The 15,264-nt window shown below is 66.5% G+C and carries 11 protein-coding genes; 7 read left to right on the plus strand and 4 right to left on the minus strand.

The features are described from left to right. The 3 genes from LU493_RS02955 to LU493_RS02965 all read left to right on the plus strand — a co-directional run bounded on the left by LU493_RS02955 (window position 1) and on the right by LU493_RS02965 (window position 3,293). Window positions 1-429: a universal stress protein gene (locus tag LU493_RS02955; protein WP_275286297.1), complete on the plus strand. Its 429-nt coding sequence runs from the start codon at window positions 1-3 to the stop codon at window positions 427-429. Window positions 430-552: 123 nt separating this feature from the next. Next, window positions 553-1,065 (plus strand): molybdopterin-dependent oxidoreductase, encoded by a 513-nt coding sequence (locus LU493_RS02960; protein ID WP_275286298.1) that lies wholly within the window; start codon window positions 553-555, stop codon window positions 1,063-1,065. A 50-nt stretch (window positions 1,066-1,115) separates the two neighbouring features. Then, on the plus strand, window positions 1,116-3,293 hold the full coding sequence (locus tag LU493_RS02965; RefSeq protein ID WP_275286299.1) for an ATP-binding protein: 2,178 nt from the start codon (window positions 1,116-1,118) through the stop codon (window positions 3,291-3,293). 24 nt (window positions 3,294-3,317) lie between these two features. Here the strand turns inward: LU493_RS02965 and cra are convergent, their stop codons facing one another. Beyond that, window positions 3,318-4,331: a catabolite repressor/activator gene (cra, locus tag LU493_RS02970; protein WP_275286300.1), complete on the minus strand. Its 1,014-nt coding sequence runs from the start codon at window positions 4,329-4,331 to the stop codon at window positions 3,318-3,320. Between the two features lie 181 nt (window positions 4,332-4,512). On the opposite strand from cra, the gene ptsP reads away from it, so the two are divergent. The 4 genes from ptsP (at window position 4,513) to exaC (ending at window position 11,784) form a co-directional block, all read left to right on the plus strand. Continuing rightward, window positions 4,513-7,386: a phosphoenolpyruvate--protein phosphotransferase gene (gene ptsP, locus LU493_RS02975; protein WP_275286301.1), complete on the plus strand. Its 2,874-nt coding sequence runs from the start codon at window positions 4,513-4,515 to the stop codon at window positions 7,384-7,386. Next, window positions 7,386-8,363, plus strand: a complete 978-nt coding sequence (gene pfkB, locus LU493_RS02980; RefSeq protein ID WP_275286473.1) for a 1-phosphofructokinase — start codon at window positions 7,386-7,388, stop codon at window positions 8,361-8,363. Before ptsP ends, pfkB begins: the two co-directional genes overlap by 1 nt. Then, complete coding sequence (locus tag LU493_RS02985; protein WP_275286302.1) at window positions 8,360-10,102, plus strand: PTS fructose-like transporter subunit IIB; 1,743 nt, start codon at window positions 8,360-8,362, stop codon at window positions 10,100-10,102. The genes pfkB and LU493_RS02985 overlap by 4 nt, the downstream gene beginning before the upstream one ends. 161 nt (window positions 10,103-10,263) lie before the next feature. After that, window positions 10,264-11,784: an acetaldehyde dehydrogenase ExaC gene (gene exaC / locus LU493_RS02990; RefSeq protein WP_275286303.1), complete on the plus strand. Its 1,521-nt coding sequence runs from the start codon at window positions 10,264-10,266 to the stop codon at window positions 11,782-11,784. A 69-nt stretch (window positions 11,785-11,853) separates the two neighbouring features. Here exaC and LU493_RS02995 read toward each other — a convergent pair whose 3' ends face one another. The 3 genes from LU493_RS02995 to LU493_RS03005 form a co-directional block, all read right to left on the minus strand. Further along, window positions 11,854-12,213 (minus strand): DOPA 4,5-dioxygenase family protein, encoded by a 360-nt coding sequence (locus LU493_RS02995; protein WP_275286304.1) that lies wholly within the window; start codon window positions 12,211-12,213, stop codon window positions 11,854-11,856. A gap of 112 nt (window positions 12,214-12,325) precedes the next feature. After that, complete coding sequence (betT, locus tag LU493_RS03000; protein ID WP_275286305.1) at window positions 12,326-14,374, minus strand: choline BCCT transporter BetT; 2,049 nt, start codon at window positions 14,372-14,374, stop codon at window positions 12,326-12,328. Window positions 14,375-14,587: 213 nt separating this feature from the next. Beyond that, complete coding sequence (locus tag LU493_RS03005) at window positions 14,588-15,238, minus strand: hypothetical protein (RefSeq protein WP_275286306.1); 651 nt, start codon at window positions 15,236-15,238, stop codon at window positions 14,588-14,590. Between the last annotated feature and the right edge of the window lie 26 nt (window positions 15,239-15,264).

The following is a 15,264-nucleotide window of genomic DNA, read 5'->3' on the forward strand; positions in this document are numbered from 1 at the left end:
ATGTACAACAAAATCCTGTTGCCGGTGGACCTCAACGAGGAGGCCTCCTGGTCCAAGGCCCTGCCTACGGCACTGACGCTATGCCGAACCTTCGGGGCCTCCCTGCATGTGGTGACGGTGCTGCCCGATGTCCATATGCCGCTGGTCGGCGGGTTCTTCCCGGAAGATTTCGTCGACAAGGCGCGCGATGCGGTCAGCGATGCACAGCATGCGTTCATCCGTGACCGGGTGCCGGAGGACATCCAGGTCCAGAGCGTGATCGTCGACGGCTCGCCCTGGGAGGCGATCATCAAGGCATCCGGGAAGGTCGAGGCCGATCTGATTGTCATGGCCTCGCACACCAAGCGCAAGTTCACCGATTATGTCCTTGGACCCAACGCCGAGCATGTGGTGCACCACAGCAAGGTGTCGGTAATGATCGTGCGCTGACCTGTCGGAAGGCGGGTATCCACGCCCCGGGCATGCCGGGGCGTGGTGTGACAAGACTGTCACTGCATGTGGCACGTGAATCGCGTAGGCTTGGCGCCATGATCGGTAATCGAGATGCTTCCCATGTCCCTCAGGCCTGTACTTGCAGTGATCCTCGGTCTGGCGGCGGCGGCCATGGGCGTCGCCGTCCAGGCGGCGCCCCTGCCATCGCCCAGCGGCGAGGTGATCCTGACCATTCGCGGTGATATCGCGCATCCCAATGTCGGTGATGAGGCCCGCTTCGATCGTGCCATGCTCGATCGCCTGGCATCGCACACCATCGTCACGACGACGCCCTGGCAACCCGGCCCCGGACGTTTCGAGGGCCCTCTCTTCTCGGCCTTGCTGGAGGCCGTGGGGGCCGACGGTGATGAAGTGAGGGTCGGGGCCCTGAATGGTTTCGAAGCCAGAATTCCGGTCAGTGATTTCCGGCAGTATGACGTCATCCTGGCCATGTGGCGCAATGGCGAGCCGATGCCGATCCGGGACTTCGGTCCCTTGTTCGTGGTGTATCCGTTCGATGAGCATCCCGAGCTCATGACCGAAGCCATCCGATTTCGCTCGGTGTGGCAGGTGAATCGAATCTTCGTCTACTGAGGAACCGCCGATCGCAAGTGGTGTTTCCCTGTGCCTGCCGGGAGGTGTCGGTGCTTCAGCAATATCCTCTGCGCCTCAAGCTCGGCGCCATTTCTGCCCTGTTGCTGTTCGCCGCCGCCTTGCTGGTGGTGGGGTTGGTGGCCTGGCGACAGGATAGCCTGATCTGGCGCGTGGGCGAGGATGCCACCTGGCATGCCTACAAGCTGGATCGCGATGTCGTGCAGCTACGCAACTTCCTGGCGGTGCACGAACCCGGCGAAGGGGCGCTCGAGGATGCTCGGCTACGCTTCGAACTGCTCTATAGCCGGCTTACCCTGCTGAGAGGCGGGGAGATCGCCGATCTCATCGAATCGATCCCGCTCGCCGAGCGCTTGTCGGGCAAGATCGAACGGCATCTCGAGACCCTCGACACCATCATGCGCGAGGCCGACATCCTGGATGCCGAGACTCAGGCCAGGATGCGTCGACAGTTGGTCGAACTGAGCGAACCCACCGAGCGTTTGATCGTGACCATCAATGGGCATCTGGCCGAAGCCTCGACTCGCGAACGGGGTCGCCTAAAGTGGCTGTATGGGCTATTGCTGGTGTTGATTCTGGCAATGAGCGTGTCGGCGATGATGGTGGTGACCTTCCTGATTCGCGAATCCCGCGACAACGCCGCCGCCCGCCGTGCTCTGGAAACCCTCAGCGACGAGCTGGAAGTCACGGCGCGTCGGGCCGAATCGGCCAGCCAGGCCAAGTCGGAGTTTCTCGCGACCGTCAGCCATGAGATCCGTACGCCGCTCAATGGCGTGATCGGGATGAGCGAACTGTTGGCGGAGCACAGCCTGCCGAACGGTGCTCGGCACTATGCCGATACCATTCATGACAGTGCGCAGCGCCTGCTCGAGCTGATCAACGACATCCTGGACTTCTCCAAGATCGAGGCCGGGCGTCTGGACCTGGAGACCCGGTCGCTGTCGCTCGCCAAGCTGGTGAATGGCGCACTGTCGCTCTTCGCTCCCCATGCCGAAGCGCAGGGGATTCGCCTGGACGCATGGATCGATCCCGACCTGCCGACGCATGTCGTCAGCGATCCGGGCCGTCTGCGTCAGATCCTGTTGAACCTGTTGTCGAACGCCATCAAGTTCACCGAGCGAGGCGAGGTGCGCGTGGCGGCCTTCGTCACCGATGATGGCGAACTGGGAATGGACGTCATCGATACCGGTTGCGGCATCGAAGCGGAGCGCCAGGCGAAATTGTTCGAGCCCTTCCAGCAGGGCGATCCGTCCACCGCCCGACGCTTCGGTGGCACAGGGTTGGGACTGGCCATCTGCAGGCGCCTGGTGGAGGCTCTGGGGGGGCGAATCGGCATGGAGAGTCAGGTGCATGTCGGCAGCCGCTGCTGGGTTCGGCTACCGCTGGTGGCGGGTGCCAACGAGGCGGTTCCCCTGGACAACGGCACGCATCGCGAGGATGACGATGTCCTGGGCGATGCCAGACTGCTGGTGGTGGAGGACAATCCCGTCAATCAGCAGGTCGCCATCGCCATGCTGGATAAGCTGGGATGTCGAGTCGGCCTGGCCAGTTCCGGTCATGAAGCGCTGGAACGCGTCGAGACGGAGCGTTTCGACCTGATCTTCATGGACGTTCAGATGCCCGACATGGATGGCCTGGAGGTGACACGCCGGCTTCGTGAGCGTGGGGGCTGGATGGCCGAGGTCCCGATCGTGGCCATGACCGCCGGTGGTCCCGGCGGGGACCAGGCCCGCTGCCTGGCCGCCGGCATGAACGGCTATCTGGTCAAGCCGTTGTTCCAGGATGCGCTGCAGGTGATGTTGCGCCGTCATCTGCATCGGGGAGCGGATGAGCCGATGGTCCGGGCCGCCGCGGTGAAGCCGGAACCGTTGCTGGATGACGAGGTCATCGGCGCCCTGAAGGAGAGCCTCGGCGATGATGACATGGCGGCTCTGGTGGAGCGCTACCGCGAGCAGTCCCGCGATCATCTGGCGAGGTTGCGTGAGGCCGTGGCACGTCACGATGCCGAAGCGGTGCGGTACCAGGCCCATCAGCTCAAGGGAGAGTCCGCCAGCCTGGGGGCCGTGAAGGTCGCCGACACGGCCCTGCGCCTGGAACGGGCCGGCCGGGATGGCGTGCTGGACAGTGCGCAGGCCGATGTGCAGCGCCTGGAGGAATGTCTGGCGCAGACCCTGCAAGCGTTCGATGCCTCGGCCCCGCCGAGCCGATGAAACGCCCGCCGGGGCGATCGGGTGTCAGGCGTGCGCATCCTGGCGATGGCTCGGGGAGGCCGAGCGTCGATGGAGTGTCCGTCCGATGACCTGGTGGCCGGGGCGGTAGTCGCCGTTGGCCGCCGCTTCGGCGCACGCCAGGGTGGTCGCGGCGATGCGGGCGTGATCCTGAACCGCCGAATCCACCGCGAGGGGCAGGAAATCCAGCAGTCGATTATCGCCGAAGGTCGCCAGGCGCAGGCCGTCGGGCAGGCGGCCGTTCTCCAGCAGGACATCGAAGACGCCATCCAGCAAGGTGTAGGACGCGGTGATGAGGACATCGGGCAGACCATGTCGATCGAGCAGCTCGCGCATCAGGTTCGCGCCGGCGACACGATCATAACGCTCCGCACTGTGCAGGCTGGCTGTGACATCGTGCCGGGCCAGGGCATCCTGAAAGCCGGCGCGACGCTCGCGACTGATCGACAGGGCTGGCACCGCGTCGAACCAGGCGACCCGGTCCACCGGGGCGTCGAGCGCCGAGCGGGTGAGTCGCTCGGCAGCCTCCCGGTCGTTGCTGACCACGCTGGCGAAATGTGTCGGGTCAAGACCTCGGTCCATCGCCACCACCGGTAATCCGCTTTCCATCAGGTCCCGGTAGAAGGGCGCCTCCATCGGCAGGCAACTGGCGGTGATCAGGGCATCGCAGCCCTGGGCCCGCAGCGCCAGGGCCAGCTCCTGCTCGCCTGCCATGTCATCATCCGAGCCGGCGATCAGCAGGTGATAGCCGCGTTGTCGGGCGCCGTGCTCCAGCAACTTGGCCAGGCGTGCGTAGCTGGCATTTTCCAGGTCGGGAACGATCAAGCCAAGCAACCGGCTGGAGCCGCGACGCAGGGCGGCGGCCTGGGCGTCGACCCGGTAGTGGTAGCGGCCCACCACGGCCATGACCCGGTCGACGGTATCCTGGCTGATGCGGCGTTCCTGGGCCTTGCCGTTGATGACATAGCTGGCGGTGGTGCGGGAGACCCCGGCCAGTCGGGCAATTTCAGCGAGCGTCATGGGTCCTTCCGGTGCGTGGCGGTCGGTGGCGGTAAGCGACGTCGTGCCCGGCTTCTGCCAAAGTCGTAGACGTTCAAGCTTGCCATACAGTATGAATCGATCCAGCATTGAAATCATCAAGGTGACACGATTCAGCTTTCAGGGCTATCCCGCTCGCGTCACCACCGCACAGGAGATACGCATGCTGACGCTACGCGAGAGCGATATTCTGCTCGACTGCCGGGCCGAGGACTGGCGTTCGGCCCTGGATCTTGCCGCCGACGCTCTCGTCGGCGCGGAACTGGCCGACCCGGCATACCGGGAAGGATTGTTGTCCAGGGAGACACAATCCTCCACCTATCTGGGCAATGCCATCGCGATTCCCCATGGCACGCCGGAAAGCCGCACCCACGTACGGCGCACCGGCATTCGGGTGCTGCAGTTTCCCCGGGGCATCGAGTGGCACGACGGACAGCGAGTTCATGTGCTGGTGACCATCGCCGCCCAGAACGACGAGCATCTGGATATCCTGCGCCAGTTGACCCATGTGCTGGACCGTGATGATGTCGCCGAGCGCCTGGCCAGTGCCGATGATGCCGACGAGGTGGTGGCGCTGTTATCTCGTGCCCCCGTCGAGGCCCGCCTGGATGCCGATACCCTGTGCCTGGGCGTGCCCGCCCGCGACATTCGGGAGCTGGCGCTGGCGGGGGCGGCCAGGCTGCGCCAGGCCGGTTGTGTCGAGGATGGCTTCATCGCCGAGATTGCCGGGATGACTCCCCGTCGGCTCGGCCAGGGAGCCTGGCTGGCCATGGCCCGTCGCGACGTCTCGGTGCCGGCCTTGTCGCTGGCGACCCCTGCCGCTGCCCTCGAGGTGCAAGGCGAGGGCGTGAATGGCGTGTTCTGCCTGGCGGCGCGGGAAGACGCGCACCTGGAACTGCTGGAGCGGCTCGCCACACTGCTGGATGGCGGCGAAGTCGAGACGCTGCGGCGCGCCGATGCCGAAACGGTGCTGGCGCGCCTGGCCGGCGAGGGGGCGTCGACGCATACGCAACGCGTGCGGGTGCTCAACGCGCATGGCTTGCATGCGCGCCCGGCCAAGCAACTCGTTCAGGTGGCCCGTGAACAGGCCGTGCCGATCCGGGTGCGGTTGGCGGAAGGCGGTGCCGAGCCGGTGTCGGCCACCAGCCTGACCAAGGTCATCGGACTCGGTGCCCGACGTGGCCAATGGTTGGTGTTTTCCGCCGAGGGCGAGGACGCCGAACCGGCCCTGGCGGCCATCGACAAGGCCGTCGCCGAAGGGCTCGGCGAGGCGGTGGAGCCTTTCGACGACAGTCGTGAGTCCGCGCAGACGGCCGTGGCGACCGACACGGATGACGCGCCGGCTCCCTTGCCCGACGACACCGTATATCAAGCGGTAGCGGCTTCGCCGGGCCTGGCCATCGCCCCCGTTTTCGTGATGCGCATGCCACGCTTCGACTATCCCCGGCTCGCCGATGATCCCGACGCCGAAATGCATCGACTCGACGTGGCGGTCCGTGAGGGTGGCGAGCAGCTTGCCGCGCTGGCACGTCGTGCGCCGGGAGGGGAGGTCGCCGAGATTCTCTCCATGCACGAGGAAATGCTCGACGACCCGGAGCTGCGGCAGGCCGCTCGCGAAGGTATTCAGGAAGGATATTCCGCCGAGGCCGCCTGGTGGAACGCCATCGATACCGCCGCCCGGGCCCAGGAAATGCTCGCCGATCGGTTGCTTGCCGAGCGTGCCGCCGACTTGCGCGATGTGGGTCGACGGGTGCTGGGGCGGCTGTGTGACGTGGCCTTGCCCGAACCGCCGACGCATCCCTATATCCTGGTGATGGATGATGTCGGCCCCTCGGATGTGGCCCGCCTCGATACCGAGCGGGTACGTGGCCTGCTGACCGCCAGGGGGGGCGCCACGGCCCACAGCGCGATTCTGGCCAGGGCGCTGGGCATTCCCGCCGTGGTCGGTGCCGGCGAGCGCATCCTGTCCCTGGAAAATGACACCCCCTTGATTCTCGATGGCGAGCGAGGCCGGGTCGTGCCGGCCCCGGGGGAGGCGCGACGCCAACGGGCCGAGCGGCAACTGGCGGATCGCGAGCAACGCGAGCGCGAGGCCTGGGAGGCCCGCTTCGAACCGGCCGGCACGCGGGACGGGCATCGCGTCGAAGTGGCGGCCAATCTGGGCAATACGGCGCATGCCGTCGATGCGGTATCGCGGGGGGCCGAGGGAGTCGGCCTGCTGCGTACCGAGTTCCTGTTCATGGCCCACGCCGAGGCGCCGGATCTCGACACTCAGATAGCGGAGTATCGTGAGGCGCTCGATGCCCTGGATGGACGTCCCCTGGTGGCGCGGACCCTGGACGTGGGTGGCGACAAGCCGTTGCCGTATTGGCCGGTACCCCAGGAAGACAACCCCTTCCTCGGTCTGCGCGGCATTCGCCTGGCGTTGACGCGTCCCGAGGTCCTGGCAACGCAGCTCGAGGCGCTGCTCAGGGCCGCCATCGGCAGGCCCCTGCGCATCATGCTGCCCATGGTCAAGGATGTGGCCGAGCTGCGCATCGCGCGGGGGATGCTCGATCGATTGCTCGCCGAACTCCCGGAAGACGAGCGCTCCACCGACGTCCAGCTGGGGGTGATGATCGAGGTGCCCTCCAGCGCCTTGCTGGCGTCGAGCCTGGCCGTGGAGGTGGACTTCTTCTCGGTGGGCACCAACGATCTGACCCAGTACGCCCTGGCCATCGATCGTGGACACCCCGAGCTCTCCGCCCAGGCCGACGGACTGCACCCGTCGGTGTTGAAACTGATCGAGATGACCGTCGAGGCGGCCCATGCCCATGGCAAGTGGGTCGGGGTCTGCGGTGAGCTGGCCTCGGATGCCGCGGCGGTGCCGGTGCTGGTGGGGCTTGGCGTCGACGAGCTCTCGGTGAGTGCCCGCCAGGTGCCGATGGTCAAGGCGCGGCTGCGCGAGTTCGATCTGGCGGATGCCCGGGATCAGGCGCGACGAGCGCTGACCCGGGCCACCGCGGACGAGGTGCGCGATGCCCTGGAGGAGACATGATGGCCTCGATCATGGTCCTCAGCCTCAACCCGGCACTCGACCTGTCGGTCGGCCTCGAGCGCCTGTCGCCCGGCGAGGTCAACCGGACGCGCGAGACACATCTGGAAGCCGCCGGCAAGGGCGTCAACGTGGCCAGGGTGCTGGTAGCGCTGGGGCACGAGGTGACGGCGTCGGGCTTTCTCGGTGCCGACAACGACGGTGTCTTTCGCCGCGCCTTCGAGACCCTGGGCATCGAGGATGCCTTCCTGCGGGTCCCCGGCGATACCCGTACCAACGTCAAGTTGGCCGAGGATGACGGTCGTGTCACCGACATCAATGGCCCGGGCGTGGTCATCGGCGCCGATGCCTGGCATCGGCTGATCGACGGGCTGGCCCGGCGACTCGAGGCATCCTCTCCGCGGCCCCGGGCGGTGGTGATCGCCGGGAGTCTGCCACCCGGCGTCACGCCTGCCATGATGGCTGAACTGGTCGCCCTGGGGCGCGAGGCAGGCCTGCCGGTATGGGTGGATACCAGCGGCCCGGCGCTCGATGCCGCCATCACGGCGGGTGCCACGGCGGTCAAGCCCAATGAGCATGAGCTCGCCGCCTGGGTCGGCCGAGCGCCGCTGGACGATGGGGCGCGTCGCGTGGCGGCGCAGCGCCTGCGTGATGCCGGTGTCGAGGAAGCGGTGGTATCCGCCGGTGCCGAGGGCGTTCTGTGGCTCGGTCGGCGTGGTACCTGGGAGGCCATGCCGCCTCGGGTGGAGGCCGTCAACACCGTGGGCGCCGGCGACACCCTGGTTGCGGCGCTGCTGCATGGCGTGCTCGAGGAGGTATCGCCCGACGACGCGCTGCGACTGGCCACGGCCCTGTCCGCCGAGGCCGTACGGCATGTCGGCGTGGGACGCCCGGACGCCGGCGATTTTTCCGAACTCCAACGACAGACTCGCGTGAGCCGCCTGGATGAAGGCGACGACGCAGGGGGAGCGCTTGCATGAATGTGATCCTGATCACCGCCTGCCCGAGCGGCATGGCCACTACCTATCTCGCCGCGCGCCGCCTGCAGGGCGCCGCGGAACGACTGGACTGGCGAGTCGCGGTCGAGGCGCATGGCGAGGCGAGGGCCGTCACGCTGGTCGATGATGCCACCCTGGAGGCCGCCGAGCTGGTCGTGGTGGCCGCCGATCGAATTCCCGATGCCTCGCGCTTCGCCGGCAAGCGTGTCTTCCAGGCGCCGATCGACCAGGCGCTGTCCGATCCCGAGGCCTTTCTGGCGCGTGCCGAGCGCGATGCCCGCCCCTTCGAGTTCGAGGAAACGGCGGATGAGGCGCCGATGGGGAAGGCCGGGGGACAACGCATCGTCGCCGTGACCGCCTGCCCGACGGGCGTGGCGCACACCTTCATGGCTGCCGAGGCACTCGCCGAGGCGGGGCGTGCGATGGGGCACGAGATCCGGGTGGAAACCCAGGGCTCGGTGGGCGCCCAGGATGCCCTCACCGAGGCAGAGATCGCCGCCGCCGAGGTGGTGATTCTGGCCTGCGATATCGAGGTGGATCCCACCCGTTTCGCCGGCAAGCGGACCTACCGGACTTCCACCGGCAATGCCCTCAAGAAGCCGCGGCCGACCATCGAAGCAGCCCTGGCGGAGGCCGAGGTGGAGCACGAGGGTGAGGCCTCCGGCAAGAGTGAGGCCAAGAAAAGCGTCAAGGAGAAGGGCGTCTACAAGCACCTGTTGACCGGGGTGTCCTTCATGCTGCCGATGGTGGTCGCCGGCGGCCTGTTGATCGCGCTCTCTTTCGTGTTCGGCATCGAGGCCTTCAAGGAAGAGGGCACCCTGCCCGCGGCGCTCATGGAAATCGGTGGCGGCACGGCGTTCGCACTGATGATTCCGGTACTGGCCGGTTATATCGCCTATTCCATCGCCGACCGACCCGGTATCGCGCCGGGGATGATCGGTGGCATGCTGGCGTCCGACATCGGCGCCGGCTTCATCGGCGGCATTCTGGCCGGTTTCCTGGCCGGCTATGTGGCCTGGGCGGTGACCCGCTACGTCAAGCTGCCGGCCAGCGTCGAGTCGCTCAAGCCGATCCTGATCATCCCGCTGCTGGCCAGCCTGGTCACCGGCCTGGTGATGATCTACGTGGTGGGCGAGCCGGTGGCCGGCATTCTCGCTGCCCTTACGGCCTTTCTCGAGGACATGGGCTCGGCCAATGCCGTGCTGCTGGGGACACTGCTCGGCGCCATGATGTGCTTCGACCTGGGCGGGCCGGTCAACAAGGCCGCCTATACCTTCGGCGTGGGGCTCCTGGCCTCGGAGAGCTATGCCCCGATGGCGGCGATCATGGCGGCCGGCATGGTGCCGGCCATCGGCATGGGCATCGCGACCTTCGTGGCCCGCAGCAAGTTCGCCGACCCGGAGCGCGAGGCCGGCAAGGCGTCCTTCGTGCTCGGCCTGTGTTTCATCACCGAGGGGGCCATTCCCTTCGCCGCCAAGGACCCGCTGCGCGTGATACCCATGAGCATGGTCGGGGGCGCCCTGACCGGAGCGCTGGCGATGCTGTTCGGCGCCAAGCTGATGGCTCCCCATGGTGGCATCTTCGTGCTGCTGATCCCCAATGCCATCACGCCGGTACTGCCTTACCTGCTGGCCATCGTCGCCGGCTCGCTGGTGACCGGCCTGGGCTATGCGCTGATCAAGCGCGGTGACAAGGCCGTGGCAATGGCGGCCGAGGGCTGACACCGTGTCGGGCCCGGCGATTGCCGGGCATCAGCAAGAACGCCTTTGCCTCCCGGTCAATCCGGGAGGCGGTGTCCTGCCAAAGGTGTATGTCCCGCTCGATCTGTATGGCCAAGACTGTGGAGTGTCATTCATAACGATAACCTCCTAGGAGCCATGCCATGATCTATGCCAACCCCGGTACCCCCGATGCCCTGGTCGATTTCGCCGCGCGTTACGGCAACTACATCGGCGGCGAGTTCGTCGCTCCGGTGAAGGGGCAATACTTCGACAACCTCAGTCCGGTCAACGGCGAGGCGTTCTGCGAGATTCCCCGCTCCACCGCGGAGGACATCGACAAGGCGCTGGACGCCGCCCATGTCGCGGCGCCGGCCTGGGGCAGAACCTCGGCCACCGAGCGCAGCAACATCCTGCTGAAGATCGCCCAGCGCATCGAGGACAACATCGAGATGCTGGCCGTCGCCGAGAGCTGGGACAACGGCAAGGCGGTGCGCGAGACGCTCAATGCCGACCTGCCGCTGGCGGTGGACCACTTCCGCTACTTCGCCGGTTGCATCCGCGCCCAGGAGGGCACCGCGGCCGATATCGACGGCAACACCGTGGCCTATCATTTCCACGAGCCGCTCGGCGTGGTGGGGCAGATCATCCCCTGGAACTTCCCGATCCTGATGGCCACCTGGAAGCTGGCGCCGGCGCTCGCGGCCGGCAACTGCGTGGTCCTCAAGCCCGCCGAGCAGACCCCGGCGTCGATCCTCAAGGTGATGGAGCTGATCGGCGACCTGCTGCCGCCCGGGGTGGTCAACGTGGTCAACGGCTACGGGGCCGAGGCCGGTGAAGCACTGGCGACCAGCAAGCGCATCGCCAAGATCGCCTTCACCGGCTCGACGCCGGTGGGCTCGCACATCCTCGAGTGCGCGGCGGCCAATATCATCCCTTCCACCGTGGAGCTCGGCGGCAAGTCGCCGAACATCTACTTCGCCGACATCATGAACGCCGAGCCCGAGTTCATCGACAAGGCCGTCGAGGGGCTGGTGCTGGCCTTCCTCAACCAGGGCGAGGTGTGCACCTGCCCGTCACGGGCGCTGATCCAGGAGTCAATGTACGACGACTTCATGGCCAGGGTGGTCGAGCGCACCAAGGCGATCAAGCGCGGCAATCCGCTGGACACCGACGTCCAGGTCGGCGCCCAGGCCAGCCAGGAGCAGTTCGACAAGATCATGTCCTACCTGGACGTGGCCCGGGAGGAGGGCGCCGAGTTCCTCACCGGCGGCGGCAAGGAGAGCTTCGACCCGGCCTATGACAACGGCTATTACATCCAGCCGACCCTGCTCAAGGGGCACAACAAGATGCGCGTCTTCCAGGAGGAGATCTTCGGCCCGGTGGTGGGCGTGACCACCTTCCGGGACGAGGAGGAGGCGCTGGCGATCGCCAACGACACCGAGTTCGGCCTCGGCGCCGGGGTGTGGAGCCGCGACATCAACGTGGCCTTCCGCATGGGCCGCGGCATCCAGGCCGGCCGGGTGTGGACCAACTGCTACCACCAGTACCCGGCCCATGCGGCCTTCGGCGGCTACAAGAAATCCGGTGTCGGTCGCGAGACCCACAAGATGGCACTGGAGCACTACCAGCAGACCAAGAACCTGCTGGTCAGCTACGACAGCAACCCGCTCGGCTTCTTCTGATCGTCAAGGAAGCGCACGCGATAGCGAGGGGCGCGACACCGGTCGCGCCCCTCGTGTCTGCGTGCCCGCTCAGGCGCCAAAGGCGCTCAGGTCGAGGGGATGGCTGTGACCGAGCCACATCGCGCCCTGGGTATGGTCGAACAGGTCGTCGTCGGTGCCCAGATGCACGAAGACGTCCAGATCGCCGCGATTGAGCGCCAGCCAGGGCACGAGCTCGGCGAAGACCGCCGGGGCGAAGGACAGCTGACAGCTCCATAGCGGATGGGGCCCCACCGGGCGTTCGTGAAAGCGTCCCACCCGGATATCGAAGCGCGCGGCGGCCGCCTCGGCGACCCGCCTTGCCTCGGCCAGGCCGGCGGCATCGCGGTAGTAGAGATGGGCATGGTAGTAGCGGATACAGGATGTATCGAGGGAGCGGGAATCGGGCATGGGAGCCTCCTGGGCTGGGATACTCCTCAGCCTACCCGACCGGGGCCTCGTCTTCACGGGGCCGTGAACGACGACGGCGACCCTTGGGTCGCCGTCGTGAAGAGCGTCAGTCTCAGGCCGGGCTAATGTCCTGGGGAGGGTCGCCCACCGAGCCAGGCATGGCCTGCACGTTGCCGCCTTCCCCGGCCAGGGCCAGGAAGTGCAGGTGGCGTTCGTATTCGGCAAGCACGTCGCCGATGACCTGACCACGGGTGTAGCCGTTGAGGTCCTTGTCGGCGCCGCCCTCGGTCAGATAGACATCGAGGCGGACATAGTAGTCGTCATCCACCGGCAGGAAGCTCGGCGTGCGCAACCGGTGAGCGCGAACCTGATAGACGAAGCTGGCGGCATCGTCGAAGTCCACCTGGAATGTCAGGTAGGGCAAGGGTTCGCCGTCGACCGTCTCCTCGTTTACCGTCGCCGCCTGGCCGCGGCCCTCGAGCTCCTCGGCGAACTGGCGCAGGGCCGGGCGGATGGCATGCTCGATGGTGGCGGCGGCGCCTGCGCGGTTGGAGGTGTCCAGGGCACGATCCAGTCGTTCGCGCCAGTCGCCGCCGGGGGCAGCGCCACTGACGTGCTGGCGAGCATCGGCCTTGGTGCTTTCCAGCTTCAAGGCCCGGGTCATGCCGGCCATGATGGCGAAGATCACCAGCGAGAAGGGCGCGGCGGTGATCACCACGGCGCTCTGCAGGGCCGACAGGCCGCCGGCCATCAGCAGGGCCACCGTGACCAGGCCGATGGCCACCGACCAGAAGATGCGCAGACGGATCGGCGCGTCGTGGTTCACGTCGGACAGGATCGAGGTGAAGTTCGCCAGCACCAGGGCGCCTGAGTCGGCGGAGGTGACGAAGAACACGATGCCGAGGATGGTCACCACCGAGGCGGTGATACCGATGTACGGATACTGCTCGAGGAAGGTGTAGATGGTGGTCTGCGGCGAGTTGAGCGCTTCCTGGCCGAGCTCCGCCAGTCCCTGGTTGGCGACCATCTCGATTCCGCTGTTACCGAAGATCGACATCCAGGCCATCATGAAGGCGAGCGGGATCAGCAGGGCGCCGATGACGAATTCGCGAATGGTGCGGCCACGCGAGATGCGGGCCAGGAAGAGGCCGACGAAGGGCGTCCAGGCGATCCACCAGCCCCAGAAGAAGATGGTCCACCAGCCTTTCCACTGCTGGGCATCTGACCCGGCGAAGGCATAGGTGTCGAAGCTCTTGCCGACAAAGCCGCTCAGATAGTCGCCGGCGTTGAGGACCAGGGCGTCGAGCAGGTGCAGTGTGTCGCCCTGGAAGAGCACGAACAGCAGCAGCAGGGCGGCCAGCCCCATGTTGAACTCGGACAGGCGACGGATGCCCTTCTCCACGCCGGTGACGACCGAAATGGTCGCGAGTATCACCACCATCACGATCAGTACCACCTGGGTGGAAAGGCTCTCGGGCACACCGAACATGAAGGTCAGCCCGTAGTTGAGCTGCATGACGCCGATGCCGAGACTGGTGGCGATGCCGAACACGGTGGAGATCACGGCGGTGATATCGACGGCATTGCCGATGGGGCCGTGGATACGCTTGCCGAGCAGCGGGAAGAGGGCGCTGCGGATGGCCAGCGGCAAGCGGTGGCGATAGCTGAAATAGGCCAGTGCCATGCCCATCAGGACATACATGCCCCAGCCGGTCAGTCCCCAGTGCAGGAAGGTCTGGGGCACGGCGGCACGCATCGCCGCGGCACTCTCCGGCGCCATGTCGGGCGGCGCCAGGTAGTGGGACAACGGCTCGGCCACACAGAAGAACAGCAGATCGATGCCGATGCCGGCGGCGAACAGCATCGAGGCCCAGGAGACCAGCGAGAATTCGGGACGGGAGTGGTCGGGCCCCAGGCGAATGTTGCCGACGCGCGAGCAACCGATAACGATCACGAAGACCAGATAGACCACCGCAGCCAGCATGTAATACCAGCCGAAGGTATCGTTCACCCAGGCCAGGCCGGCGTCGAAGAAGGCGCCGGCCTCCTCGGTGAACGTCATGGTCAGGATCAGGAAGACCAGGATACCGGCCACACTGCCATGGAAGACCGTGCGGTTTATCCGGTCGCGTTTCTCGGGAATGGCGTGGTTATCCGACATTCAACATATCCTCCTTCGCTCTCTTTTTTAAATGAATGTTCAAATAAAATACGCACATCCCTCGTCGACTGCAAGTCGAAGGGCAGAATCGACCGAATGGCGGGGCCTGTGGGCAGGAGGGCCGTGGGAAAAGAAACCAGGGCCCGACGCAATACGCCCGGCGCGGGGCCGGGCGTATGACGGGACGTATCGGGAAGCGACGGGAGGCCGGGATCAGCCGTCCATGGGCCCCGGGTGCTTGTGGTCGTGTCCACGATCATGGGGGCGGCCGGGACCATGGCCTTCGGGCCGCATGGCATCGCGAAGGGCGTGGAGTTGATCGTCGTCGAGATAGTCGGACAAGGCCTCGCGATGGGACTGGATCAGTGCCTTCCAGGCCTGGTGGCGGGCCTCGGGATTCTCGAACTCGCGTTCCCCCAGGGCCTCGGCCTTGGCGCGGAAGGTGTCGCGCTGGGTGGCCAGGGCCTCGCGGGTCGCCTCGGAAAGCTCCCAGTCGTCGAACAGGGCGTCGATGCGTGCTTCACGCGCCTGTCGTTGCTCGGCACGATGCGCTTCACGCATCTGCTGCTTGGCCTTGGCAAGGGCGGCCTTGCCGTCGTCCCCGAGGATCTCGTCGACCTGTTGGCGATGCTCGGCGCGCAGCTCGTCCATCGACTGGTGATAGGATTCGCGGGCCTGGGAGAGCTCGTCGCGGGTCTGCTGGTCGATGCCGGCCTGCTCGAACAGCGCCTGGCGGGCCTCCTCGTGGCGATCACCGTGGCGAGGGGCGTGGTCGGGGGAAGCGCTGGCGGCGAGCGACAGCGGCGCGACGAGGGCGGCCAGCAGGGCAGGCATCAGCAGCTTGCGGGAAAACGATGTCGTCATGAACAGACTCCTTGTGTCCTGAAGTG

It is taken from the genome of Halomonas elongata (genome assembly GCF_029081005.1).
Classification (GTDB): domain Bacteria; phylum Pseudomonadota; class Gammaproteobacteria; order Pseudomonadales; family Halomonadaceae; genus Halomonas; species Halomonas elongata_B.